The sequence below is a fragment of the Methanothermobacter sp. EMTCatA1 genome (assembly GCF_002356395.1).
Classification (GTDB): Archaea; Methanobacteriota; Methanobacteria; order Methanobacteriales; family Methanothermobacteraceae; genus Methanothermobacter; species Methanothermobacter thermautotrophicus.
Map to the genome: position 1 here is coordinate 982,011 of NZ_AP018336.1, position 25,294 is coordinate 1,007,304.

26 protein-coding genes are annotated in these 25,294 nt (G+C 52.6%); 16 read left to right on the top strand and 10 right to left on the bottom strand.

The features are described from left to right. Window positions 1–108: 108 nt before the first annotated feature. The 5 genes from kaiC (at window position 109) to tca_RS05205 (ending at window position 5,744) form a co-directional block, all read left to right on the top strand. Window positions 109–1,527 (top strand): circadian clock protein KaiC, encoded by a 1,419-nt coding sequence (gene kaiC / locus tca_RS05185; RefSeq protein WP_245942748.1) that lies wholly within the window; start codon window positions 109–111, stop codon window positions 1,525–1,527. Between the two features lie 19 nt (window positions 1,528–1,546). Continuing rightward, a complete protein-coding gene (locus tag tca_RS05190; RefSeq protein ID WP_115891983.1) occupies window positions 1,547–1,792 on the top strand; it encodes a circadian clock KaiB family protein in 246 nt (81 codons plus the stop codon). Window positions 1,793–1,802: 10 nt separating this feature from the next. Further along, window positions 1,803–3,803 (top strand): MEDS domain-containing protein, encoded by a 2,001-nt coding sequence (locus tca_RS05195; RefSeq protein WP_286708629.1) that lies wholly within the window; start codon window positions 1,803–1,805, stop codon window positions 3,801–3,803. 97 nt (window positions 3,804–3,900) lie between these two features. Beyond that, a complete protein-coding gene (locus tag tca_RS05200) occupies window positions 3,901–5,250 on the top strand; it encodes a rhodanese-like domain-containing protein (protein ID WP_115891981.1) in 1,350 nt (449 codons plus the stop codon). 17 nt (window positions 5,251–5,267) lie between these two features. After that, window positions 5,268–5,744: a pyridoxamine 5'-phosphate oxidase family protein gene (locus tca_RS05205; RefSeq protein ID WP_286708630.1), complete on the top strand. Its 477-nt coding sequence runs from the start codon at window positions 5,268–5,270 to the stop codon at window positions 5,742–5,744. 245 nt (window positions 5,745–5,989) lie between these two features. Here the strand turns inward: tca_RS05205 and tca_RS05210 are convergent, their stop codons facing one another. Next, the gene (locus tag tca_RS05210; RefSeq protein WP_286708631.1) at window positions 5,990–6,835 is read right to left on the bottom strand and encodes a UbiA family prenyltransferase; all 846 of its coding nucleotides are present in this window, start codon (window positions 6,833–6,835) and stop codon (window positions 5,990–5,992) included. A gap of 125 nt (window positions 6,836–6,960) precedes the next feature. On the opposite strand from tca_RS05210, the gene tca_RS05215 reads away from it, so the two are divergent. The 3 genes from tca_RS05215 to tca_RS05225 are packed head-to-tail and all read left to right on the top strand — an operon-like array spanning window position 6,961 to window position 8,979. Continuing rightward, the gene (locus tag tca_RS05215) at window positions 6,961–7,620 is read left to right on the top strand and encodes a diacylglycerol/polyprenol kinase family protein (RefSeq protein ID WP_286708632.1); all 660 of its coding nucleotides are present in this window, start codon (window positions 6,961–6,963) and stop codon (window positions 7,618–7,620) included. After that, window positions 7,617–8,219 carry a thymidylate kinase gene (locus tca_RS05220; protein ID WP_048175689.1) on the top strand — a complete coding sequence of 201 codons (603 nt, stop codon included), beginning with the start codon at window positions 7,617–7,619 and terminating at the stop codon, window positions 8,217–8,219. The genes tca_RS05215 and tca_RS05220 overlap by 4 nt, the downstream gene beginning before the upstream one ends. Further along, entirely contained in the window at window positions 8,197–8,979 is a 783-nt protein-coding gene (locus tca_RS05225) for an MBL fold metallo-hydrolase (RefSeq protein ID WP_286708633.1), read from the top strand. The genes tca_RS05220 and tca_RS05225 overlap by 23 nt, the downstream gene beginning before the upstream one ends. Before the next feature lie 111 nt (window positions 8,980–9,090). On the opposite strand, the gene tca_RS05230 is transcribed toward tca_RS05225, so the two are convergent. Then, window positions 9,091–9,354 carry a hypothetical protein gene (locus tag tca_RS05230; protein WP_286708634.1) on the bottom strand — a complete coding sequence of 88 codons (264 nt, stop codon included), beginning with the start codon at window positions 9,352–9,354 and terminating at the stop codon, window positions 9,091–9,093. A gap of 480 nt (window positions 9,355–9,834) precedes the next feature. Here tca_RS05230 and tca_RS05235 point away from each other — a divergent pair, with 480 nt between their 5' ends. Both tca_RS05235 and tca_RS05240 read left to right on the top strand, forming a co-directional pair. Continuing rightward, on the top strand, window positions 9,835–10,710 hold the full coding sequence (locus tca_RS05235) for a hypothetical protein (RefSeq protein ID WP_286708635.1): 876 nt from the start codon (window positions 9,835–9,837) through the stop codon (window positions 10,708–10,710). A 200-nt stretch (window positions 10,711–10,910) separates the two neighbouring features. Next, window positions 10,911–12,008 carry an inositol-3-phosphate synthase gene (locus tca_RS05240; RefSeq protein ID WP_286708636.1) on the top strand — a complete coding sequence of 366 codons (1,098 nt, stop codon included), beginning with the start codon at window positions 10,911–10,913 and terminating at the stop codon, window positions 12,006–12,008. 167 nt (window positions 12,009–12,175) lie between these two features. Here tca_RS05240 and tca_RS05245 read toward each other — a convergent pair whose 3' ends face one another. Next, entirely contained in the window at window positions 12,176–12,361 is a 186-nt protein-coding gene (locus tca_RS05245) for an ATP-binding protein (protein WP_048061279.1), read from the bottom strand. Window positions 12,362–12,538: 177 nt separating this feature from the next. On the opposite strand from tca_RS05245, the gene oadA reads away from it, so the two are divergent. After that, the gene (gene oadA, locus tca_RS05250) at window positions 12,539–14,245 is read left to right on the top strand and encodes a sodium-extruding oxaloacetate decarboxylase subunit alpha (RefSeq protein ID WP_286708637.1); all 1,707 of its coding nucleotides are present in this window, start codon (window positions 12,539–12,541) and stop codon (window positions 14,243–14,245) included. Between the two features lie 168 nt (window positions 14,246–14,413). Here the strand turns inward: oadA and queC are convergent, their stop codons facing one another. Genes queC through tca_RS05265 form a run of 3 tightly spaced genes read right to left on the bottom strand, consistent with a single transcriptional unit; the run spans window position 14,414 to window position 16,661 of the window. Beyond that, a complete protein-coding gene (gene queC, locus tca_RS05255; protein ID WP_286708638.1) occupies window positions 14,414–15,082 on the bottom strand; it encodes a 7-cyano-7-deazaguanine synthase QueC in 669 nt (222 codons plus the stop codon). Continuing rightward, on the bottom strand, window positions 15,079–16,314 hold the full coding sequence (larC, locus tag tca_RS05260) for a nickel pincer cofactor biosynthesis protein LarC (protein WP_286708639.1): 1,236 nt from the start codon (window positions 16,312–16,314) through the stop codon (window positions 15,079–15,081). The genes queC and larC overlap by 4 nt, the downstream gene beginning before the upstream one ends. 20 nt (window positions 16,315–16,334) lie before the next feature. Then, window positions 16,335–16,661 (bottom strand): MJ1244 family protein, encoded by a 327-nt coding sequence (locus tca_RS05265; RefSeq protein WP_048175692.1) that lies wholly within the window; start codon window positions 16,659–16,661, stop codon window positions 16,335–16,337. A 127-nt stretch (window positions 16,662–16,788) separates the two neighbouring features. Here tca_RS05265 and cobZ point away from each other — a divergent pair, with 127 nt between their 5' ends. The 4 genes from cobZ (at window position 16,789) to upp (ending at window position 19,739) form a co-directional block, all read left to right on the top strand. Then, complete coding sequence (gene cobZ, locus tca_RS05270; RefSeq protein WP_394339331.1) at window positions 16,789–17,622, top strand: alpha-ribazole phosphatase CobZ; 834 nt, start codon at window positions 16,789–16,791, stop codon at window positions 17,620–17,622. 99 nt (window positions 17,623–17,721) lie between these two features. Beyond that, window positions 17,722–18,471, top strand: coding sequence for an adenosylcobinamide-GDP ribazoletransferase (cobS, locus tag tca_RS05275; protein ID WP_286708640.1), 750 nt, complete (start codon window positions 17,722–17,724; stop codon window positions 18,469–18,471). 66 nt (window positions 18,472–18,537) lie between these two features. Further along, window positions 18,538–19,080 carry a tRNA (cytidine(56)-2'-O)-methyltransferase gene (locus tag tca_RS05280; protein WP_048061280.1) on the top strand — a complete coding sequence of 181 codons (543 nt, stop codon included), beginning with the start codon at window positions 18,538–18,540 and terminating at the stop codon, window positions 19,078–19,080. 26 nt (window positions 19,081–19,106) lie between these two features. Next, window positions 19,107–19,739 carry a uracil phosphoribosyltransferase gene (gene upp / locus tca_RS05285; protein ID WP_286708641.1) on the top strand — a complete coding sequence of 211 codons (633 nt, stop codon included), beginning with the start codon at window positions 19,107–19,109 and terminating at the stop codon, window positions 19,737–19,739. Window positions 19,740–19,833: 94 nt separating this feature from the next. Here the strand turns inward: upp and tca_RS05290 are convergent, their stop codons facing one another. Genes tca_RS05290 through rplJ form a run of 4 tightly spaced genes read right to left on the bottom strand, consistent with a single transcriptional unit; the run spans window position 19,834 to window position 24,340 of the window. Continuing rightward, window positions 19,834–20,331: a fumarate hydratase C-terminal domain-containing protein gene (locus tca_RS05290; RefSeq protein ID WP_286708642.1), complete on the bottom strand. Its 498-nt coding sequence runs from the start codon at window positions 20,329–20,331 to the stop codon at window positions 19,834–19,836. A 21-nt stretch (window positions 20,332–20,352) separates the two neighbouring features. Then, window positions 20,353–21,510 carry a tyrosine decarboxylase MfnA gene (gene mfnA, locus tca_RS05295; RefSeq protein WP_286708643.1) on the bottom strand — a complete coding sequence of 386 codons (1,158 nt, stop codon included), beginning with the start codon at window positions 21,508–21,510 and terminating at the stop codon, window positions 20,353–20,355. Between the two features lie 21 nt (window positions 21,511–21,531). Continuing rightward, the gene (gene ppsA, locus tca_RS05300; protein ID WP_286708644.1) at window positions 21,532–23,802 is read right to left on the bottom strand and encodes a phosphoenolpyruvate synthase; all 2,271 of its coding nucleotides are present in this window, start codon (window positions 23,800–23,802) and stop codon (window positions 21,532–21,534) included. Between the two features lie 55 nt (window positions 23,803–23,857). After that, entirely contained in the window at window positions 23,858–24,340 is a 483-nt protein-coding gene (gene rplJ, locus tca_RS05305; protein ID WP_010876743.1) for a 50S ribosomal protein L16, read from the bottom strand. Window positions 24,341–24,502: 162 nt separating this feature from the next. Between rplJ and tca_RS05310 the strand changes: the two genes are divergently transcribed. Continuing rightward, the gene (locus tca_RS05310) at window positions 24,503–25,294 is read left to right on the top strand and encodes an AAA family ATPase (RefSeq protein ID WP_286708645.1); all 792 of its coding nucleotides are present in this window, start codon (window positions 24,503–24,505) and stop codon (window positions 25,292–25,294) included.

The following is a 25,294-nucleotide window of genomic DNA, read 5'->3' on the forward strand; positions in this document are numbered from 1 at the left end:
ACACTCCCGGCCCTTCAGTATTATTCGCTTATTTTTTATGGTGGCTGGTATAATAATATTATCATGGGAGTATAACCTGCGCTGCACTGAACTCTCATATGTTAGGGGGTGTTTTTTCTGGTCTTTGAGAATATTGAGAAGGCCCCCACCGGTGTAAGGGGCCTTGATATGATTACTGAGGGGGGTTTTCCAAGGGGCCGTAACACGCTGATATACGGGGGCCCCGGGACCGGTAAGACCTTCATTGCAATGGAGTTTCTCCTGAATGGTGCCTCGGTCTATGGAGAGCCCGGTGTCATGGTTAGCTTCGATGAACCCGCAGCAAACCTTATTGAAAACTTCAGATCATCAGACAGGCTCCTTGAGAGGCTCCTCAATGATGGTTCACTCTTCATTGAGGATGTTTCCTGTGGCATGGACCCTGAGATTGGATCCTACAGCCTGGAGGCCCTGAAGCTGAGGATCGAGGACGCCATAAGGAGGACCGGTGCCAGGAGGGTGGTCCTTGATAAGGTTGATAACCTCTTTGATGACACCGAAAGACCCGGTCTGATAAGGTCTGAACTCCATGAACTCATAGGGTGGCTGAACGGTATGGGGGTTACCAGCGTATTCACCTCAGGGGATTCAGGGGGTTCCCCCAGCCATGGGCTTGAGGAGTACATCTCTGACTGTGTCATACACCTCACCCACACCTTTGAGGGGCAGGTGGGGACAAGACACCTCCGGGTGGTGAAGTACCGTGGCTCCGGTCACGGCCTCAACCGGTACCCCTTCCTCATAAACAGGAGGGGGGTCTCAATATTCCCGATCACGTCCCTGGCCCTTGATTACAGTGTGAGCAGGGAACTTGTATCCACAGGGATACCGGACCTGGATGATATGCTGGGCGGGGGCGTGTACAGGGGATCGTCTGTGCTCATATCCGGGACCACAGGGGCCGGTAAGACCAGCCTCCTCTCAAAGTTTGCCTTTGAATCCTGCAGGAGGGGTGAGAGGTGCCTCTTCTTTGCCAACGAGGAGCCCGCTGACCAGATAGTCCGCAACATGAAGTCCATCGGCATCGATCTTGGTGAGTTCCTGGGTGAGAACCTCCTCATACACTCTGATCGTCCAACATCCCTTGGACTTGAAGCCCACCTCACATCAATGCAGGACCTTGTCATGGACTTCAGACCCGATGCTGTGCTGGTTGACCCTGTCACGGCACTGGCAGGTGCTGGTAGCCCTGAAAACCGGGCCGAGAATTCAAAGAACCTGTTCATAAGGTTCACTGATTTCCTTAAAAGCAGGGGCATCACCTCAATATTCACGTACCTTATAAGTTCACCCTTCACTGCAACAACCACCGAACTCAAACTGTCCTCACTCATAGACACCTGGATAGTCCTTGAACATGTGAGGACAAACGGGGAGTACCGGAGGCTCCTCCGGATACTCAAAAGCAGGGGCATGAACCATTCAAGCAGTATAGCGGAGCTCAGGTTCACCGACAGGGGCATACTCCTCAAGGGGGGTTCCTGGTGAAGCATGGGGGTGTTCCCTGATGATCCAGCTGCGCCTCTATGTAACCTGCGATAGCCTCTCAGAGAGGGCACTTGAAAACCTCAGGGGGGTCATTGATGATAGGGTGGAACTGGAGGTTGTGAACGTCCTGGAGAGCCCCTGGATTGCAAGGGAGAACGGAGTCATAGCCATCCCCACCCTTGAAAGGCTCAGCCCGGGCCCCAGGAGGAGGGTTATAGGGGACCTCTCCGATGCAGGTGAACTGAGGAGGTTCCTTGGAATCTGAGGTGGATGCCATGAAGATGTTTCTGAGGAGGATACGTGATATCGTTGAGATGTCCGGGCAGAGGGACATGGAATCCCTCATCAGGGACATGAAGGCCGGGGACCATATCTGCATCATCTATGATGACGATGCGGAATGGAGGAACACCCTAATCCCCTTCATGGTTGATGGCCTCCGGCGGGGTGAGAGGTGCCTGTACATATGCAGTGAAAGGACCGCTGACACGGTACGGGAGGAACTTGGCAGGGAAGTCCCTGTGGATGAATTCGAAGCGGATGGTCGACTCAGGATAATGGATGACAGTGACGCCTACACTGATGGCGGGGTCTTTGACCCTGAAAGGATGGTAGCCCTCCTTGAATCTGAAACCCGGAAGGCTGTCTCCGAGGGATTCAGCGCCCTGAGGGTTACCGGTGAGATGGACTGGGTCCTCAAAGGCCTCCCCGGGAGTGAAAGGCTCATTGAATATGAGAACATGCTGAACAACTTCTTCCCCGGCTCAGACTGCCTGGCCATCTGTCAGTACCGGAGGAGTCTCTTCAGCCCCGAGATAATCAGGGGTGTGCTCCTCACCCACCCACTTGTGGTCTGGAACTCCATGGTGTACAGGAACCCCTACTATGTCAGACCGGAAATCCTCCTCAGGGGTGTGAGGAGTGAGATGGAAGTTGACATGTGGCTTGAGAACATCCGCAGGGAGAATGAACTCCTGTGCTCCCTTGAGAACCTCATGTACCTCTATGAGGCATTCATAGATCACAACCCGGGGATTGTGTTCCTCAAGGATTCAGGGGGAAGGTACATACTTGCAAACAGCAGTTTCTCAGAGGTCTTTGGAGTTGATGATGTCACAGGAAAGACGGACCCTGAACTGATGAATAGGAGGGCTGCTGAGGCATGCCGGAGGTCTGACATGGCCGCCCTCAGGGATGGTGAATCCTACACTGAGGAGGAGGTCCATGGGAGAGTCTACGGGGTCTATAAATTCAGGGTCGAACTCCCTGGCGGTGAACTGGGTGTCGGAGGATTTGCCCTGGATATAACCGATAAGAAGATCCATGAGATGGAGGTCGAGACCTCAAGGAACAATTTCCTGGGTATCGTCGAGAACAGCCCGGAGCCCATGATGATAGTTGACCTGGAGGGCGTGCTGCTCTACTCAAACCCCGCTGCCAGGAAGTTCTTTGACTGGCCCCCTGGATATAGAGGTAAGCACATAGGCATACCCCTCAGTAGGGAACTGCAGGAGGTTAAGGTCCTGACAGCGGACAGTGAGGTCCGTGTGGCTGAGATGATGATCACAGATACCGTCTGGGAGGGCAGGGAATCCCTCCTCATACGGCTCCACGACATCACAAGGCTTCGTGAATACGAGGAATCCCTGCGGAGGTCCCTGGATGAAAAGGACGTGATGCTCAGGGAGATACACCACCGCGTCAAGAACAACCTCCAGATTATCTCAAGCCTCCTGAACCTCCAGAGGTATCACCTGGAGGATGGCAGGGCTGCCGAGGCCCTGAGGGACAGCGTAACCCGCATAAAGTCCATGGCCATGATCCATGAGAAGATCTACCAGACCGAGAACATGGCACATGTGAACTTCAGGGAATACATGGAGGACCTTCTCTCTGAACTGCGATCAAACTACCCCTCCATGGACATCAGGTTCCAGTTCAAACTGGAGGACGTTGACCTCAGCATAAACCAGGCCATACCCTGCGGACTGATAGTTAATGAGGCCGTGACCAACGCCCTGAAGCATGCATTCCCTGGTGGTTCAGGTGAGGTCCGGATATCCATGAGACGGGTTGGTGATTCAATGGAGGTCACCATCGCCGATGACGGTGTGGGGCTCCCGGAATCCTTTGACCCCTCAGTGGATGGTGGTCTTGGAATGGATCTCATGCTGAACCTGGCCGCACAGCTTGAGGGTGAAGTCACCATTGATGGCTCGGACGGTGTCAGGGTGGCCCTCAGGTTCCCCCTGGAACCGGTTGAGGAACCCTCATGAATTAATCCACCTTTTAATCCTCCATCAGCAGCACAGCCCCTCTGTTACATTAAAAAATTAAATAATATCAGCGCCATAATTATTATGGGTGAGGTGCATGATATTTGAGATAATAAAATCTGAGGGGATATCCCATAACTCCTATTTTCTTGGTTCTGGTTCTGAGGCCGCGGTTGTGGATCCGAGAAGGGATGTTGAGGTCTACCTGGAGCTTGCAGAGATGCACGGTGTCAGCATAAGGTACATCTTTGAGACCCACCGCAATGAGGACTACACCATCGGGTCAGCGGAGCTTGCACGCCACGTGGATGCTGAGATACTCCACGGTTCAGCCCTCGACTTCAGGTATGGAACCCCTGTGAAGGAGGGTGACACCTTCAGTCTGGGAAGCCTTGAACTGGAGGTTCTTGAAACACCGGGTCACACCTATGAGAGCATATCCATTGCTGTGCGTGATACCAGCATATCTGATGAATGTCTGATGGTCTTTGTGGGGGATGTGCTCTTCGCTGGTGAAACAGGGCGTGTTGACTTCTTTGGACCTGAAAAGATCCCTGAAACCGCTGGATTGCTCTATGATAGCATACATGAAAAGATACTCCCCCTGGGGGACCATGTGGTGGTCTGCCCGGCCCACGGAGCGGGTTCAGTGTGCGGGGCCGAGATAAGGGATATGGACACAACCACAGCAGGCTATGAGAGGCTCACAAACCCTTATCTCCAGATGGGGAGGGATGAGTTCATTGAATACAAGAAGTCGGAGAGGCTCTACACTCCCCCCTACTTCAGGAGGATGGAGGAGAACAACCTCAGGGGAGTGAAGGTTAATAAATCTCACCTCGAAGCCCTCCCCCTACAGGACTTCAGGGAGCTCATGGGGGAGGGCGCACAGGTTGTTGATGTCCGTAACCCCACCAGTTTCTGCGGTGGCCACATACCCGGCAGCCTGAACATCTGGCAGGACGGATTCGCTGCCTTTGCAGGGTACTTCCTCAACTACGAGGACCCCATACTTTTAGTGGATGATGGGAGGGGTGTGGACTCCGTGAGGAGGTCCCTGATACGGCTGGGATATGACAACATGGCAGGCTACCTTGCAGGTGGATTCCCCCCATGGTACATGGCGGGACTTGAGATTCAGAAACTGGATGCCATCAGTGTCCATGAGTTAAGGGAAATGGAGGGTGACTTCTTCCTCCTGGACGTCCGGAAGATCACAGACAGGGATCGGTTCCACATTGAGGGCTCAGAACACGTCTGGGTCGGTGACCTGCCAGATAACATTGATTTGATTCCAGAGAAGGATGTTGTCATCTACTGTGACTCCGGTTACAAGTCAACCATAGCTGCGAGCATACTCGAAAGCCATGGGTTCAGGGTGAGTACCGTCCTTGGAGGTATTGGGGCCTGGCTGAGGGCCGGATACCCTGTGGTCGGTGATTTCTAAATAAGGGAGGTGAAAGTATGAGCATTGTTAAGATACCACTCATGACAAAGGAAGAGTATGATGAGTTCATAGCAGAGAACTTCATAAGCAGGATAGCCTTCAACGGGGACTATCCATACATAGCCCCATTCCTCTACGTATTTGACGGGGAACACCTCTACTTCCTCTCAACAAGGTACGGCAGGAAGATAGAGCTTCTCAGGAGGAACCCCTACGTCGCCGTTGAAATTGAGCACTACAGCGATGACCTCTCAGAGTACCGCTTCGTTACACTGCAGGGCCAGATAGTGGAGGAGAAGGACCCCTCAACAAAGAGGCGCGTGAAGGAGATGTTCGCTGACCTCATAGATAAGCGCGGCCTCTCCAGGAACATCCTGAAGGCCCTTGGACATTCACCGGAGGACCCCCTCACCTGTCTTGTGGAGATGGACCGGTCCTACCTCTGGAAACTTGTTGAAGTGGTTGATATAGTCGGGATAAAGAGTGGTGAGTGAATCTAATTGTCCGGGTGGATAACCACCCGGAAAAGGTTAGGGGGATGAATGTTAGAAAAAGGGTTAGGGTGGTTTTGAAGGAGTTTAAATGAAGGTTGGGGGGATGAACATCTACCTCCTTCACCTACCCTAATGATTCATACAATTCACATACCCTAAACCTTTTTTGTGAATGGAATCACTGCTGGCGGTTCCTTTGTGATCCTCATGGACATGTGATGCTGCAGTGCATTTTTTCTGTGAAGTCACTGAAGACCGAGGAGTGCTGTTATGGTCCTGCTGCCAGCTGCAAAGGCAATGAAGGTCACAGCCATGCCCACCTTTATGAGCTTTGAGGTCCTGGATGCCGTAGCTCTATCCTGACTCCTGAGGATCATGATGGCGGCCCGGAGGAAAACTGCCACTGCAAAGAGAAGCACCGGGATGTATAGAACCGAGAATACGCCGAGAATGTAGAGGCTGGGGCTTGTGAGGCTTGCTATCAGCATGAAAGCCGCTGCCAGCAAACCCGAAACCCTCATCCCGTGGGTTATGGGGAGTGTTGTTGCACCCTCAGCCCGGTCCCCCTCCACATCCTCCATGTCCTTGACCACCTCCCTCGCCATGGTCATGAGGAATGCGTAGAGACCCAGGATGATTGAAACCCTCACCTCCCCCAGGACTATGCCACCGAAGACGAAGCTGAGGCCCGTGAGGAATGATATTGTGATGTTACCCACCAGGCACCTCCTCTTGAGGCTCCATGCATAGTAGACCATGAGGAGTGAACTTGAAACCACCACGAGGCCTGGGAGCAGGCCAAGGTAGAATCCTGTGATGGAAGCCGCTGCGAAGAGGACAGCTGAGTAAATCCCGGCGGTGGCTCTGCTGATCCTCCCGGATGGTATGGGACGCTTGGGCCTGTTTATGGCGTCTATCTCATGGTCAAAGTAGTCATTTATCACATTCCCTGCACCTGTAGCCATGAAGACAACTGCTGATGCTAGGAGCACTGCGGAATCGAATCTGCCCGTGATGAGGGCCATCAGTATAACTGTTATTACCGCCATGACGGCATTTACCGGTCTGAGTATCTCTATGTATGGATTCATATGAACTCCTCCTGAATATCCAGTGTAGAATCTTTCAATCATCAGTGAATAAAACCATGATCTCATCATGCACACGGAAACCCAAATCAAAACCCACTTATACCGTGAATTACTTCATAAATCCTATGACTGGCAGTGACATTCTTGGGCTCCTGATGGTATATGTATATGTTGCAGTTTTATTACTTGTATCTGAGAGGCTCCTCGGTGACAGGCCAAATCTGAGCAGAAAGTTTGTGCATATAATGGTTGGGAACATCCTATTTATATTACCACTCTTTGAGAGCCGCCTCGTCATAACATTCCTGGCAGCAGCCCCCTTCATCCTCATAACCTTCCTCCTAAGTCCCTACTCACCCCTCAAGGTGAAGCACCGTGCCTCATCCTACGGACACGGCCTTGGACTCGTATATTATTCCATATCCTGGACCATCCTGGCATACCTCTTCTTTGAGGCCCCCTGGATTACCGGTATAGGGATAGCCGCCATGTCCTATGGTGACGGGTTCGCAAGCCTGACAGGTGAGAGGTTGGGGAGGACAACCTTCAGTGTCCTGGGGGATAAGAAGAGCCTTGAGGGTTCACTTGGGATGTTCATCATCCTCCTGGTGATGCTCCCCGTGGTCCTCACCTACTACTCCCAGGGCTTCACCCCGTACCTTATCCTGGGGGTGGCCCTTGTATCAACTGTACTGGAGGCCCTCACCCCCCGGGGACTCGACAACCTGACTGCCTGCTTCGGGGCTGTTGCAGCATACATCCTCCTTGGGGGAATGGGGATTTGAGGTTCATAGTGATTGACGGCCTCGACGGAGCAGGGAAGGACACCCACGCGGAGCTGATAAGGAGGAGGTACCTTGAGAGGGGTGAGCATGTCGTCTTCAGGTCCCACCCTGAGGATGACAACCCCTACGGTAAGAGGGCCAGGGAGGCCCTCCTCAGGGGTGGTAAGGTTAACCACATCAGGGCAGCCATATTCTACGCCCTGGACGTCATAAGGTCCCTGTGGCTCTACCACTGGCGCTCCAATCCTGGACCGGATACACTTATATTCTCAAGGTACCTCATGGGTGTCGCCTACCTACCGGGGCCCCTCTCATCAGTACTTTACCGTCTGCTATCAAGGGTTCTGCCCACAACAGAGTACATGTTCTTCCTGGACGTTTCCCCTGAGGAGTCCCTGAGGCGGCTGATGGAGAGGGATGAACATGAAATGTTTGAAAACCTCGATGACCTCACCAGCACCCGGGAGAAGGCCCTCAGACTTGCAGATGGATGGTACATCATAAACACCGAGGACCCCATCGAGGACGTGCAGAGGAGGATTGATGAGATCCTGGACAGACTTGACGGTGATGTATATGAAGATAACGTGCCTTGTTGAGGATAGAGCAAGACCACCCCTCCGGGCCGAGCATGGACTGTCACTCCACATTGAGGGTGATGTGAACATACTCTTTGATACCGGTCAGAGCGGACTCTTCATGGAGAATGCTGAGCTGCTTGGTGTTGACCTGGGGGATGTGGACCTGGCCATCCTTTCCCATGGACACTATGACCATGGCGGCGGCCTGACCCAGTTCATGGAGATAAATGAAAACGCTGAGGTATTAGCCGGTGAAGGAGCGTTCAGGGGGCGATGGGCCGTTGAGGATGGTGCTGACAGGTTCATAGGAATTGAGAAGATAACAGATCCCAGGATAAGGCTCGTTGATGAGGATACTGTGATCCATGATGGCTACACCATCCTGAAGGGTTTCAGCGGTCCATTCAGAAGACCCCTGGGTAACAGGACCCTCTTCATGGATTCAGCGCCGGGTCTGGTTCCCGACACCTTCGATGATGAACTGGTCCTTGTCATTGATGGTCCGGGTGGGCTTACGGTTGTGACCGGTTGCTCACATAATGGCATACTGAACATACTGGGCACTGTGCGGGACCATTTCCCTGACAGGGAGATTGGAATGGTCGTGGGGGGCCTCCATATCTCAGGGGATGCAGTGTATGTGGCCAGTGAGATCCAGGAATTTGAGGTTGGAAAGATTTACACGGGCCACTGCACCTCAGAGGAGGCATTTAAAGTTCTGGGCAGATCATGTAATGTAAATGCGCTCAGAACAGGAACCGTCATCGAGGTTGATTAAAAAGATCTGTGGTCGGCATCAAACATTACCCTGCTTAACCTGTTGAAAACAAAGCAGCTCTGGAACTCAGGTGACCGGTTCAGCACTCCCTTAGTAGCTGCAAGCATGCGCTCATATCATGTACATGGTAATTATAACTAATGTAATTAAAATTATGAGCAAGCTCCAGTATAAAGGATGATCATATTTTGATCCCTTCTCGCCTCTCCTTCCTGGAATGACGGTGAATGCCCAGTAGATGATTATATAGATGAGAACATCCCTGGATAGGATATCTGACGGGATGAGAAGAAGATTCTTCAGTACAATAACTAATCCCACCAGACAAAGTCCCGCCACTATGGATACCTTATTCTGGTCTGATAGTCTCATCATCTATCATTCTTATATCAGCAGGTACATAACTGTAACCCTGATCTCCGCCGACCAGGATAGGGCTCCTATGATTCTCAGTTGAAGGGGCTGGAGTTAATTTAATTACTAAGGTTTCAGCTGGCTTCTAACCTCTAAAGCCTTGAAGATCATGGGATCTCAGTCTCTCAAAAATAGCGGATGAATATGCCTGAATACCCTGGGACTGCATGGAATCCGGCGATTATGTGACTTCAAATCTCAAACTGGCCCCATGGAGTGCATTGAGGACCGGAATTCAAATTTTTTTAACAGTGAATGGGGCTAGCTTACCTCTACCTTTTCTCTTCTGAGACCCATGCCTCATCATCAGTTGCCATCCAGGCCACCTGACGCTATGGACCGGTATTCATTAAATATCTTATCGGAGAAAGGGGGGATGATATATGACAAAAAGAATCCGCACCGTGATATTTATTAAATCATATCTCCATACATATTAACATGAGAGGCTGGGTTCTGTTTATCATCGTACTCATAACCATTACCTGTGCCTCAGCTGCATACTCACATCAGCCGAGGCTGGTGACAGGGTCAGACGAGGTCATTGTACAGAACCCTGAAGTTTCACAGGCATTCTACGGTGAGCTGAAGGGAAAACCTGTCTACTTCAGGATAACGTCAGACAGGCCCTTCAGGTTATACGTGAACATACTCGTCCCCTACTCCCCAGATGCAGAGCCCGTATATGTGGACATAGTAAGGGGTGACGGTAAGGTCATAGGGACCCTCAGAGGTAACATCAGCACCTGGGAGCCCTACTTTGAAGAATTCGGTGGCGACCACTACCTCAAGGGCCCGGAGTTCAATGGTACCGTTGCTGCAGGCACATACCTGCTGAAGGTATACAGTCCCGCAAACAGGGGAAAGTTCTCCCTTGCAGTGGGTAGCATTGAATCCTTCCCACCGGATGAGTCCCTGAAGGCACTGGTGCTGCTCCCGGTGCTTAAATCAGAGATATTCCAGGTGCCGGTCATTCTCCTCTTCACACAGTTCCTGGGCATGATACTGGGTATGGGATCATTCACAGTTATCCTGCTACTCTCACGGCTGAAACTCGGATCAGAGGATGTTTACAGGCCACTTGTTAAGCTTGGGTGGGCCGGGGTCATCCTGACGGCCGTTGCCTGGATACTCACCTACATTAAAAACCCCCTCAACATACTGGGTAACGTTGAAAACCTCATTCTAATATTGATCATAATTTTAACCTGGCGCTTCAATGCAGCCCTCCCAGATTATCAGAGATTCAGGGGTCCCTTCACGCTACTTATGTGGCTCCTGTTCCTCCTGATAAGGGTGAGCCTCATATTCTACTGATCTGGAAGCGTTAATCCTCTGCTTCTGTGATTATCCCTTCATCAGGACGTATAAAATGAGTGCACAGATTCCTATGCAATTGAGAGGTTTCAGGGAAGGGCGAAACATTTAATAGTTTAATATGCAAATCTTAAAAAGTAGGTTGATCAATTTATAGCCTTGATTTTATGATTATCACAAGTCTCTGAAAGGTGTTTCAATTGGATAAGATAAAGATCGCGATAGTAGGTGTGGGAAACTGTGCCAGCTCCCTGATTCAGGGGATATACTATTACCGTAATAAGGGTGCCGGTGACTCGATAGGTCTCATGCACTGGGATATAGGCGGCTATGAACCCGGCGATATTGAGGTCGTTGCTGCCTTCGATATTGATAGAAGGAAGGTTGGCCGGGATGTGAGTGAGGCCATATTCGCCCCACCAAACTGTACAGCAGTCTTCTGCGATGACGTCCCGGAGATGGGCGTTGAGGTGTCCATGGGGCATGTCCTTGATGGTGTGGCCCCCCACATGAAGGACTACCCTGAAAAACAGACCTTCGTGGTTGCGGATGAAGAACCAGTGGATGTTGTTGAGGTCCTCCGGGAGAGCGGGGCTGAGATACTCCTCAACTATCTGCCGGTGGGTTCAGAGGAGGCCGCAAGGTTCTATGCCCGCTGTGCCCTTGAGGCGGGGGTAGCCTACATAAACAACATGCCTGTATTCATTGCAAGTGACCCTGAATGGGCTGCCAGATTCCAGGAGAAGGGCATACCCATAGTCGGTGATGACATAAAGGCCCAGCTGGGGGCCACCATAACCCACAGGACCCTCACAAACCTCTTCAAGAGGAGGGGTGTTAAACTCGACCGCACCTACCAGATAAACACTGGTGGGAACACTGATTTCCTCAACATGCTGAACCGTGACCGTCTGGACTCAAAGAAGGAGTCCAAGACCGAAGCTGTCCAGTCAATACTTGGTGAGGACCGCCTGGATGATGAGAACATCCACATAGGGCCAAGTGACTACATACCCTGGCAGAAGGATAACAAGATCTGCTTCCTTAGGATGGAGGGCAGGCTCTTCGGGGACGTCCCCATGAACCTTGAGCTCAGGCTGAGTGTTGAGGATTCCCCCAACTCTGCGGGCTGTGTTATTGACGCCATAAGGTGCTGCAAGCTGGCCATTGACCGGGGTATCGGTGGGCCCCTGACCTCCATATCATCCTATACAATGAAGCATCCCCCGGTCCAGTACACTGACGACGTGGCAGCGCGTATGGTGGATGAATTCATTGCCGGTGAAAGGGAGAAATAATCCCTTCCACAGAATTCTCCTTTTTAAAAATACAAGTTTAGAATCCCTGAAAATCTTCTTAACCTGATTCTATACATACAAAAAAACTTTAGAAACCCCTGAAAATCTTCTTAACTGGAATTTATTATATACAGAAATAAGGAATAAATAAAGGGGCTGTAAGGGAATCAGTCCTCTTCAACCTCTATGCACTCGTTTGGACATACGTCCATGCACACCTCACATTCATTGCATTCCTCAGGGTGCTGGACCTCGAGCTTACCATCAACTATTATGAGTACCTCCATCGGGCATACATCAACACATTCTCCACATGCATCACATTCATCATAATCTATGATTATCTTTGCCATTTTTGATTCTCCCTTAAAATTCCATGTAAATTTGATGGTTAGGATTAGAACCTCATCCCTTATAACCATTATTACGGTGTAGTACAGAGTTCTGATGAATTAATACATCTGCTGTGTATTTAAGGAAGTTCCTACTATGTATATAAAGAATCTAATTGATCTCATGAGAGGGTCACGATGAAAGGGATAAAGGTCGTTGAAACAGCATTCAGGGATGCGCACCAGTCACTTCTTGCAACACGCCTCCGTACCCGTGACATGATACCCATCGCAGAGGAAATGGACCGGGTGGGTTTCTTCTCACTGGAGGCATGGGGCGGTGCAACCTTCGATACCTGCATACGCTACCTGAATGAGGATCCATGGGAGAGGCTACGGGAACTTAAGGAACACGTGAAAAGGACGCCGATACAGATGCTCCTCAGGGGCCAGAACCTTGTGGGGTACAAGCACTACCCCGATGACATAGTGAGGAAGTTCATTGAGAAGTCCTATGAAAACGGCGTTGATGTCTTCAGGATATTCGACGCCCTCAATGATATAAGGAACATGGAGTACGCCATAAAGGTCGCCAGGGAACAGGAAGCCCATGTGCAGGGAGTCATCTGCTACACCATCAGCCCTTACCACACCCTTGAGAGTTATGTGGACTTTGCAAGGGAACTGGAGGCCCTTGAATGTGACTCCGTTGCAATAAAGGACATGGCCGGCCTAATATCTCCACATGATGCCTACGAACTCGTGAGGGCCCTCAAGGAAGAGACCGACCTCATGGTGAACCTTCACTGCCACTGCACAAGTGGAATGACACCCATGAGCTACTATGCCGCCTGTGAGGCCGGCGTTGATATACTTGATACCGCCATATCACCCCTATCCTGGGGTGCCTCCCAGCCACCCACAGAGAGCATTGTGGCTGCACTCCGGGACACACCCTACGACACGGGCCTTGACCTTGGAATCCTGAAGAACATCAAGAAGTACTTCGAGGAGATCCGGAAGAAGTACAGCAGCATCCTCGACCCCATAGCCGAGCAGATCGACACAGACGTCCTCATATACCAGATACCCGGGGGTATGCTGTCAAACCTTGTTGCGCAGCTCAAGGAGCAGAACGCCCTGGACCGCTATGAGGAGGTCCTCGAGGAGATGCCCAGGGTGAGGAAGGATATGGGCTACCCTCCCCTTGTAACCCCAACCAGCCAGATAGTCGGTATACAGGCCGTTATGAACGTCCTGAGCGGTGAGAGGTACAGCATGGTCACCAATGAGGTGAAGGACTACTTCCGGGGACTCTACGGCAGGCCCCCTGCCCCATTAAATGAGGAGGTCGCAAGGAAGGTCATCGGCGATGAGAAACCCATCGACTGCAGACCAGCGGACATCCTCAAACCCCAGTATGATGAGTGCAGGAGGAGGGGTGAGGAGATGGGCATAATAGAGAAGGAGGAGGACATACTGACCCTCGCCCTCTACCCTGCCATTGCACCTAAATTCCTGAGGGGTGAAATCGAGGAGGAGCCCCTGGAGCCCCCGGCAGAGGAGATGGCCCCGGCAGGTGAGGTGCCAACCGTCTTCCACGTGGAGGTCGATGGTGACGAGTTCGAGGTCAAGGTGGTCCCCACAGGCTACATGACCATCGAGGAAGCTGAACCCGAACCGGTGGATGTTGAGGGTGCAGTTAAGTCCACGATGCAGGGTATGGTTGTGAAGCTCAAGGTCAGTGAGGGCGACCAGGTGAATGCTGGGGACGTTGTCGCGGTTGTTGAGGCCATGAAGATGGAGAACGATATCCAGACACCCCACGGTGGTGTTGTTGAGAAGATATACACCGCTGAGGGTGAAAAGGTTGAGACCGGCGACATAATCATGGTCATAAAATAAAAACCTTCTTTTATATTCCTCCTCTAGTCCGGGACCGTTAAAAAATATATGATTCCATCAGGCCTCAAACATTCCTCTGAAAGAAGCCTGTTTTCATTATTTTTTCACTGCGGATTTTACTGGATCAGACAGAAAAATAGAAATTAGGGTTATGGGGCTGCTGTCGAACTATTCACGGTACTCTGTGGGATCATCAATACCTGCAAGCTCAAAGGCCCTTCTTCTCCTCATGCAGGACTCGCAGACGCCACAGTGGACCCTGTCTCCAGCGTAGCATGAGTAGGTTAACTCGAATGGTAGCCCCACTTCATGGCCTGCCTCCACTATCTCCCTCTTGGTCATGCCAATCACCGGTGCCTCGATCTTCACACCATCAAGGGTACCTATCTCCAGGAGCCTGTTGAATGCGTCAAGGAACTCCTCTGAGTTATCAGGGAAGGTCTCAGCCTCCTCCAGGTCCCAGCCAACTATAACTGCACCGGCATCCATGGCCTCGGCGAAGGAGACCCCTATGGAGGTGAATACCAGGTTCCTCCCTGGTACCCAGACCTTCCTGGCTGTCTCAAGGCACTCGACGGTGTCATCAAGGTTTGATGGGGATGGTATGTCCCCTCCAGCCGTGAGCACTGAGCCCCCGAGTCTTCCAAGCCACTGGAGGTCCAGTGTGGTGTGTTCGATGCCGAGGTGCTCTGATAGTCTCCTCGCATATTCCAGCTCCATCCTGGCACTCCTCTGACCGTAATCAAAGGTTATGGCATGGATCTCATATTCATCCATCATGAGTGCCGTTGCAACTGCCGAGTCCATACCCCCTGAGAGTATGCTTATTGCCCTCATTTCAGGCCTCCACTACCATCCTTCTCCTGATCTGCCTTGAATTTAAGGTCTCTGAACTGTTTCTCAGACATTTCAATAACATCCCTGAGTGGTATTCCTGTCTCAAGTGATATCCTCCGGGCATCCTCGTATTCTATCCGTGCATTTACGACCCTTGAGCCCATGAGGCCAACCTTGAACCTTGCCGTCCTGCGGCCCTTGATATCAACCTCGGCCTCCATTATCCTCCTCTCAAGGACTCCCCTGTGGACCTGGGGGAATATCCTCACACCCAGGGTCCCTGTCTCTGAGAAGAGTTGTTCAAGGATCCTTTCATACTCGTTTTCCCTGCAGATGACCCTTATAAGCTGTCCTGGTCTGTTCTTCTTCATTATGACCGGTGTGAGGGTCACGTCCAGCGCCCCGGCTTCCATGAGCCTCTCGAAGATGTTTCCGAGGACCTCGCCGCTCAGGTGGTCCACGTTGGTCTCAAGGAGCGTGACAGTGTCATGGGGTACCGGCTCTGAGCCCCTGACTATCCTCAGTATGTTGGGGAATTCAGGATCCATGCTCCCGGCCCCGTAGCCTGTGGCCTGGATCTCCATTGGTGGGAAGAACCTGCGGTGCCCCCGCACCATGTTCACGAGGAGGGCCGAACCGGTGGGTGTGGCAAGTTCAACCCCGGATGGTCCCCCTGTGACAGGGAATCCTCTGAGTATCTCGGTTGTGGCGGGTGCAGGGACCGGTGTGAGGCCATGGGCACTCCTCACCAGTCCCCCTCCGACTGCAACCGGGAGGGTGTAGACCTCATCCCGGTGGAGGTTGAGGTCGAAGTATGCGAACACCGCCCCCATGACATCTGCAACCGCATCCGCGGCGCCGACCTCATGGAAGTGAACTTCGTCCAGTTTCACTCCATGGACAGAGGCCTCTGCCTGGGCTATGGTGTGGAAGACGGCCCTTGCCATTGATAGCATCTCATCATCCAGGGCAGGGTGGCTGATCCCCTCAAGGAGTTTGAGGAACTCCAGGTAGCCCACACTGAGTGATTCGTCGGCCCTCACATCAACGTATGTGGCCCTGAGGCCCGCCCTTTTAACCTCAGATACACTCACATCAGCACCGCCGAAGTGGGACGCCGCATCCTCCATGACCTCAGCTGTCCTCTCGGGGTGGGCCCCGAGGTCTATGAGGGCGCCCACCATCATGTTGCCTGATACCCCTGCCAGCTGGGGGTCTATGACTGTTACCATCCGAGCACCGCTTATCTTCACTAGGGTGAGTTGACTATTATCCTTCTTATGGGTATCTCTATTATGGTGTACTTCTCACTGGCCAGTTCCTCGCCGAACCTGTTTACGATTGGTTCAACGAGTTCCTCATCAACCACCGAGCATACGAGGACTGCGTCCCTTGCATAGTCGTGTATCAGTGAAATGGCTGATTCAGGGTCCTCCTTGACTGAGAATCCCTTCCACTCTGTGGGGGAGACGCCCTTGTACTCCACTATGTAGAAGCCTGTGACGCCCTCATCTGCCAGTATGTTCATGACACGGCCCAGGTTCTCGACCTCAATGAATACCCGTAGATGCACCTTCATTAATATCACCATACATAGATATGTGCTGTGTAGATAATAAATCTGATGAGGGTGTAAACTCCAGCAGATGAGCTGCTGGATGATGACGAGCTGTCACAGCCGGTGGCGTATGTTGAAGGTGAATCACTTGAAGAAGAAAATGAATGTTAACGGTGCAGATATTGTGGTTGAAGATGATCATGTGACTGTGAGTGCAGATTCAGGCCTTGTTACTGCAGATTCAAGCATAAGAATTGAGGACGAGGTCCATCATGACCTCCCCCGGGGCCACTGCATGGTGAGGGATGGTGATGCGGTGGCATTCTCCTCCACAGGGGATGTGATGGACGTCCTGGTGGTCGTCGGGGAGCCCTGCGGTGACCGGATACCTGAAGCCCTGAGGATCAGTGTGGAGGAGGTATCATCGACCGCCGGGATCCTCACTGAGATAATGGGGCAGCGGTTGAGGGTCGTGGCACTCCCGGGTGATGGACGGCCCTGTGAAGATTACATAAGGGGGGCTGTCAGGCGCTCCCTCCAGGGTGTGCTCCTGGATGGCCCGGGGGTTGAGGAGCTCCTTGAGGCCCGCGGCGTCACCATTGATGGCATGGTCGATGCGGGTATGGAGCTGGTGGTGGGTGTTGATGTCACCGCCGAGCTCCGGGACCGTCTCAGGTCAGAGATACAGAGGGCCCTGGGGGACCTCAATGTCAGGGCCCTCCTTGCAGCCGCCCTGCACCTTGAGGGGGACATAGAAAACCTGAGGATCCTCGGTGTGGATCTGAGGGATGACCCTGCCTTCCTCTACAGTGATGAGGTCCTGGGGATGGCTGTTGCCAACCAGGTGGCAGGTACGAAGGCCATATTCAACTTCAAGAGATATGATGAGGAAAAACCCGGCATCCTCGGGGAACTGGGCCCCATGGTGGATGATGCCGTTGCGGGTCTCATAGCCGGGTGCATGTCACGCCTCTTCGAATGATGGGGGTAGACCTGTGAGGACAGAAAGATCCGCCAGAACCCTGTTTACACCACTCCCCTCACCACAGACAGAAAGATCCTCCTGCGAGGGGGGTGCCTGATGAACGTCACCGACAAAGTCAGGGGACTCATATCCTTCTCAACGGTTGTGCCCCTGAAATCAGAGGCCAGCATTGAGGATATAGCTTCACTCACACTCCACTGGCCCCTTGTGGGCGCCCTCATAGGGGTTGCAGTGGGTTCAGCCGGGGTGGCTGCATCCCTAGTGTTCCCTGGGGCGGTTGTTGCCTGTGTTGCCTATGGATTCGCCATCTGGTTCACAGGTTTCCACCACCTCGATGGCCTCATAGATATGGGTGACGCCCTCATGTCCCATGGGAGCTTTGAGAGGAAGATAGAGATAATGAGGGATCCCAGGATAGGCACAGGTGGCCTTGGACTTCTGCTCATCGTATCATCAACCACCATAGCAGCCATCTATTCCCTTCCACAGGATGTCCTGTTCCAGGGACTCCTCATAGGGGAGGTCTCGGCCAAGGTGTGCCTCACGGGCTGCGCCCGGGTATCCAGGCCCCTCGATGGTGGGACCGGGAGGCACTTCATAATGGCGAGTAGAAGTCCCTTCACCGGCATGGTCTGGATCTTCTGGGCCGCTGCAGCATACCTCCTGGCGGGGGTTCCCGGTGCTGTTAGTGTTGCTGTTGCCGCCATTTCGGGAGTTTTCATTGGTCTTGTTGCCAGGAGGAACTTCTACTGGAGCACGGGTGACGTGCTGGGGGCTTCGAATGAGGTGGGGAGGATGATGTCACTTCTTGGCCTCCTTGCGGCCATCAGATTAACGGGGCTGTAGGTAAAGGGGGTGCCCATCCAGCATGTGGAGAGTTTAATGGTATTTAATGATTCATTGGAGGTCAGTATAATGGATGTGAAGGTTTTGAGGCTTGGTCACAGACCATCAAGGGATGCGAGGATCACGACACACGTATGCCTCACTGCAAGGGCCTTCGGTGCCTCGGAGGTTATACTGAGTGGTGAGGAGGACCCTAAACTCATGGAGGGTGTTGAGGATGTTGTCAGGAGATGGGGTGGTCCCTTCAGTGTGGTCTACCGGAGGAACTGGCAGGGTGTCATAGACTCCTGGAAGAAGGATGGTGGGGAGGTCATACACCTCACCATGTACGGTTTACCTGCCCGGGACGTTGTGCCCGGGATAATGGATAACGGGAAGGACAAGCTCATTGTGGTGGGGGGTGCAAGGGTCCCCGGGAAGGTCTACAGCCTTGCAGACTACAACGTGGGGGTGACCAATCAGCCCCACTCTGAGGTCTCCTCCTTGGCGGTGTTCATGCACATGCTCCTTGATGGGGCTGAATTCGACCTTAAATTTGAGGATGCCAGGATAGAGGTCATCCCCCAGGCCAGGGGTAAAATGCTCAGGGAGATCGATGATGGCGATTAACATGATAAGCTGTGGATGGAGGGAGGATGATGCTGAGGGTGATTGATAACCTGATAGTCAGGGAGAAGCTCACCACCATAAGGTGCAGGGGGATAGACCCGGCCAGCTTCAGACGGGGAGTGACTGATATAGGTCGCTACATGGCCTACGAATTTGCAGACACCCTTAAATGGCGTGAGGTTGAGGTTGAAACTCCCCTGGGCACGGCCAGTGGTGTTGAGATAACCGACAGGGACAGGATAGTTCTTCTGAGCATCCTCAGGGCTTCACTGCCCTTCACAGAGGGTGTGATGAAGGTCTTCCCTGAGGCAGAACACGGTATTATCGGTGCGAGGAGGTCAGATGACCCCCCATTCAGGGTCTCAATCGACTACATCAGGGTCCCTGATCTTGATGATAAGATACTGGTGATAGCGGACCCCATGCTCGCAACAGGGAACACCATGATGGGTATCCTGGAGGCCCTTGAGGCCCATGGCTCCCCTGCGAGGACGGTGGTCTTCAATATCATATCCTCCAGGATGGGTCTTGAAAGGGTCCTTCAGAGGGGTATAGATGTCTACACATGCGGTGTTGAGGAGGAGGTTAACGATATGGGCTACATAGTCCCTGGACTCGGGGACGCAGGGGATCTGGCCTTCGGGAGGCCATCAGATTAGGTCCGGTCCGGGTTGCTGTTTGAGCCATACTCTGTAAAATCAGAGAAAAACGGTATTTGTGTTCACAACTGGGTATGTGAAGGCGGGGATCAGGTCAATCATAGATGGATGTTCCCCTGGCAGCTGCGACGATGCCGGGTATGCCCTCAACCCTGAGTTCGAAGATGGCCTCCATGCCCTCCTCCTCAAAGGCGGCCACCCTGCTCGATTTAACCCTGCTTGTCAGCAGGGCCGCTGTGGGTGGTGTTACTATGAAGACTGCGCCGGCCTCCTTGAGGGCCCTGACAGTCTCATCTCCAAGTTTTCCTTTGCCTATGTGGACAAGCACGCCCCTTGATGCGAGGTAGGGTATGCTTTCCTCTATGTCCTCCTTGTTGCTGCTTGTGGGGGCTATGCCTGCTGGACTTACAGCTGTGTGCATTATGGCGGCGCTCATGACGTTGATGGGCTCCTCTCCAGCTTTCAGGGCCTTGACCAGTTTTGGGAGGGCTGCATCCCTTCCCGTGTAGATGGTGCCATCCATGAGCACCCTGTCACCGACACTGAGTTTTGTTATCTCCTCTCCGGTGGCTGGTAGTTCTATCCTTATCATGGTATCAACCTCTGACCCGGCTTACTCCTCCCTCAACCTGATACCCTCGAGGTCCCTCAGCAGTAGTTCGATGTGCTCCTCCATTATATGGGGCATGAGAACCACCCTTATGGCTGGCGGGCAGGATGAGACCGATACCGCCCATCCCAGCTCCTCGAGTCTGTCTGCAAGTTTATGTGGCCCCATGGCGGGGTGGTTGAAGGCCACTATGTTGAGTTCGGGTTCTACCACGAGCTGGTAGTCCAGTTCCACCAGTCCGTCCCTGAGTCTGCGTGTTACACCCATGACCCTCAGGGCGAGTTTGCGGTAGCCCTCACGGCCCATGTGTTTCATGATTGCCCAGGTTGCTGCGGCTGATGCCCCGGTCCTGGTGCCCACTATGGTTGACTGCTGCTTCTCTGTGAGGTAGGGTGTCTCTATACTCATGGCATCCAGGTAGGAGGCGTCCCTGAAGAGTATGCAGCCGCTGGGGATGGGGGCCAGGCCCATCTTGTGGGGATCCACGGTTATTGATGAGACCCCCTGAAGTTTGAAATCAAATTCAGGTAGTTCAGCGCCGGTTTCCCTGAGGAAGGGTATTATGAAGCCCCCGAAGGCGGCGTCTATATGCAGGTGTATGTCCTCATCCAGACAGATCTCTGAGAGTTCCTCCACAGGGTCTATCCTCCCGAGTTCTGTGGTCCCTGCGACTCCAACAACGGCCACGGTGTTTTCTGATATGAGTTTCTTCACCGATTCAACGTCCACCCTGTAGTCCTGGTCCAGTTCAGCCTCCCTGAGTCTGAGTCCCAGTATATCTGCGGCCTTTCTGAAGGAGAAGTGGGCTGACTTCGGGACTATTATCTCGGGTTTTTCAGCTCCGGCCATGTTTCTGGCTGCCCTCATGGCCATGAGGTTTGCCTCGGTGCCCCCTGTTATTATGTGACCTGCTGCATCGGGTTCTGAGAGGAGCTCCCCGAGCATGCCTATCACCCCGGATTCCAGTTCCCGGGTGCCCCTGAAGAGCCCGGGGTCTCCCAGGTTGGACTCCAGGAAGTCACAGTAAACCCTCCTTGCGAGGGGGTGGGATGATGTGCACATGGATCCGAGGATTCTGCCTGATGTGTAGGTCATATCCCTCCTCTGAAATTCGGCGAGAAGTTCAAGTACTTTTTCCTCGGGTAGGCCCTTTTCATCCATTTTTACGCCCAAAAAATAGTTTTAGAGGAGTTTCCGTGCGGCCTTGAGGAGGAGTCTCTGCTCGGCCCTTGCAACGGTCTTCCTCACCTCTGCAACCGCATCGGTGTTTGCGGATACACTGCTTATCCCAAGCTCCACCAGTTTCTCAACTATCCTTGGAATGCTGCCTGCCTGGCCACAGATACTTGTCCTGACACCTGCCTCGTTGCATTTCCTTATAACCCTCTCGATGAGTTTGAGGACGGCAGGGTGGCCCTCGGTGTAGAGGTCTGCCACGTGTTCATTGTTCCTGTCTATGGCGAGGGTGTACTGGGTGAGGTCATTGGTTCCGAAGCTCACGAAGTCAATTCCCTCCTCTATGAAGTCCTCGATTATCAGGGCCGCTGCAGGTGTTTCGACCATTATACCGAATTCGACGTCCCTGTGGGGTTTAAGACCGGCCTCCTCAGCGATCATCTTGGCCTTTCTGAGTTCATCAGGGTGCTGGACCAGTGGTATCATTATGCCGATGTTAGTGTAACCCTGCTCATGGAGTTTCTTTATCGCCCGGAACTCGGCCCTCAGGATCTCGGGTTCATCGAGTTCCCTGCGTATACCCCTCCATCCAAGCATCGGGTTGTGCTCGTAGGGCTCATTTTCACCGCCCTCAAGGGTTTTGAATTCGTCTGTGGGCGCATCCAGGGTCCTGTACCATACGGGGCGTGGATAGAACTCATCTGCAACCTTCAGGATGTTCTCTGCAAGGGTATTGACGAGTTCGTCCTCCCTGCCCTCCTCAATGAACTTCCTGGGGTGCACGCCCGTGGTTAACATCATGTGCTCTGTCCTTAAAAGTCCGACCCCATCGGCCCCTGTGGCGGCGGCCTTCCTTGCAGCCTCTGGCATGCTGACGTTGACCTTGACCTCTGTGACGGTCAGAAGGGGTGACTCCACGGTGACGGTCTCGGCCTCAGCCTCCTTCTTCTCCCCCTCAATTACACTGCCCTCATAGACGAGTCCCCTGTTACCGTCTATGCTGACGACCTGGTTCTCCTTGAGGACCTCAGTTGCGTTCCCGGTACCAACAACGCAGGGTATTCCAAGTTCACGGGACACTATGGCTGCATGGCATGTGACACCACCCTCATCGGTTATTATGCCGCTGGCCCTCTTCATGGCTGGCACCATGTCGGGGGTTGTCATGACCGTGACGAGAATATCTCCCATCTGTATCTTGTCAAGTTCATGGATCTCCCTGATTATCTTGACCTTACCTGAGGCAAGGCCCGGGCTTGCACCGAGGCCCTTAACCAGTATCTCCCTGGATTTGACCTCTGTCTCCTCGGTTGCCTCTCCCAGGGTTGTTATAGGTCTTGACTGGAGCATGTAAACGTCACCATCCATTATGGCCCATTCTGTGTCCTGTGGTGAGCCGTAGTGGTCCTGTATCCTCCTGCCCATCTCTGCAAGGGCCGCGATCTCCCCGTCAGAGAGAACACGTTTGTTCCGGAGTTCAGGGGGGACCTCCTTCTTCACGGTTCTGCCATCCTCCCGGGTGAACATTATGTTCTTCTCACCAACAGTAAATTCAAGGAGCTTCCCTGTTCCCTTATCAACCCAGTAGGTGTCAGGGGTGACTGAGCCTGATACAACGGCCTCACCAAGGCCCCATGACCCCTCTATGAGTATCCTGTCCTCACCTGTTGATGGGTGGACCGTGAACATGACTCCTGCCTTCTCGGCGTCCACCATCTCCTGGACAACGACTGCTATGTAAACCTTTGAGTGGTCGAAGTTGTTCTCCTCCCTGTAGAATATGGCCCTGGCCTCAAAGAGGGATGCCCAGCACCTTCTTACATAATCCAGGACATCCTCGGCGCCCCTGATGTTCAGGAAGGTGTCCTGCTGACCCGCAAAGGATGCTTCGGGGAGGTCCTCTGCCGTGGCTGAGGAACGTATGGCTACGTACACATCATCCTTTCCTATCCTCTGGCATAGTGCATTATAGGACTCTATTATGAGGGTCTGTATGTCCTCCGGTACCTCAGTTGATGTTATTATGTCCTTTATCTCGGCTGAAACCCTCTGGAGTTCCTTTGTATCGTTGACGTCAAGGTTTTCAAGCATCTCCATGACCACCGGCTGCAGTCCGGTGTCTGTCATGAACTTGTCATAGGTCGCCGCTGTTACAACAAAACCCGGGGGGACGGGTATGCCTGCCTGTGTCAGTTCACCCAGGTTGGCCCCCTTTCCACCGGCTATTCCCACATCATCCTTACCGAGTTCCTCAAAAAACGCCACATACTTAACCATTTTATCCCCTGGACTAGCTGTGTGATGATTATTGAATTTGAAAAAAATTAGAGGTTTATTTAACCAGTTCCTCGCCCCTGTCAATGACGATCCTGCATGGCACCGGGAACTTCATTGCAGCCCTTCTGAGGGCTTCCTTGGCATCCTTGAAGTTCTTCTTGTTCGTTTCGATTGTAATTATCTTCTGGTTCTTCTTAACGAGTGCCACAGTACTTACAGGTTTACCGAAGGCCTTCCTCATACCGTCCTGTACACGGTCAGCCCCGGCACCGGTCGCCATGGGGTTTTCACGTACAATGTGGTGGGGGTAAACCCTTATTTTGAGGTGGTAACCCATCCTACCGGCCCTCCTCTGCATGTAACGGTTTGAGGCTATCCTGGCAGCCTCAAGGGCGTTGTGGGTTATCTGGGTGGGTGCCTTGACGGCCACACTCAGTGAAATAGGGAATTCAGCTGAGAGGTTACCCATATCATATTGAACGATCTTTGAACCTGGAATCTTCTTGATATATTCTCTTCTTGTGTATGCACGAACCATAAATAATCCTCCTGTGATCCTGTGAGAATAACTATGAAATGAGTATCTCGGTAACCATTAATAAATATTGTCTTGGACAGCAAAGAGTTAATAGATAACCTGAAAATATAAGGATACATATAATTAGCAGGGATGGTTTTTAAAAGTTTCCATGGTGTCATCATGAAGATAGCCATAACAGGTAAGGGTGGGGTCGGCAAGACAACCATAGCCGGGACCCTGGCCTGCATATTCTCAGAGAACTTCCAGGTCTTTGCCATAGACGCTGACCCTGATATGAACCTGGCATCCAGCATAGGGATAAAGGGGGATGTGGAGCCGATATCAAGGATGAAGGATGTTATAAGGGAGCGGACCGGTGCTGAGCCGGGTTCCTCCTTCGGTGAGGTCTTCAAGCTAAACCCCAGGATAGGTGACCTCCCGGATTCCCTCTCAATTGAACACCCCCTCCGCCCCGGCCTCAGGGTCATGGTGATGGGTACCGTTGAACATGGAGGTGAGGGATGCGTATGCCCGGCCTCGGTGCTCCTCAAGGCCCTTCTGAGGCACCTGATACTCAGGAAGGATGAGATGGTTATACTGGACATGGAGGCGGGGATAGAGCACCTTGGAAGGAGAACCGCTGAATCCGTGGACCTCATGGTGGTGGTGGTTGAACCCGGCCTCAAATCACTTGAAACCGCTGAAAGGATAAAGAAGCTCGCAGGTGACATTGGAGTGAAGAGGATAATGGCAGTGATAAACAAGGTCTCAGATATCCAGGAGGAGGAATTCATGAGGGAGCGACTCGCATCCCTTAACCTGGAGGTCCTTGGATCGGTGCCAAGGGATGAAAAGGTTATAGCCGCGGATATGAGGGGGGAACCCCTCATGATGTACCCTGATTCAGAGGCACTGAGGTCCATAAGGGACATCTCAGAGAGGATAATATCACTCCAGGAGGAGGTGGGATGA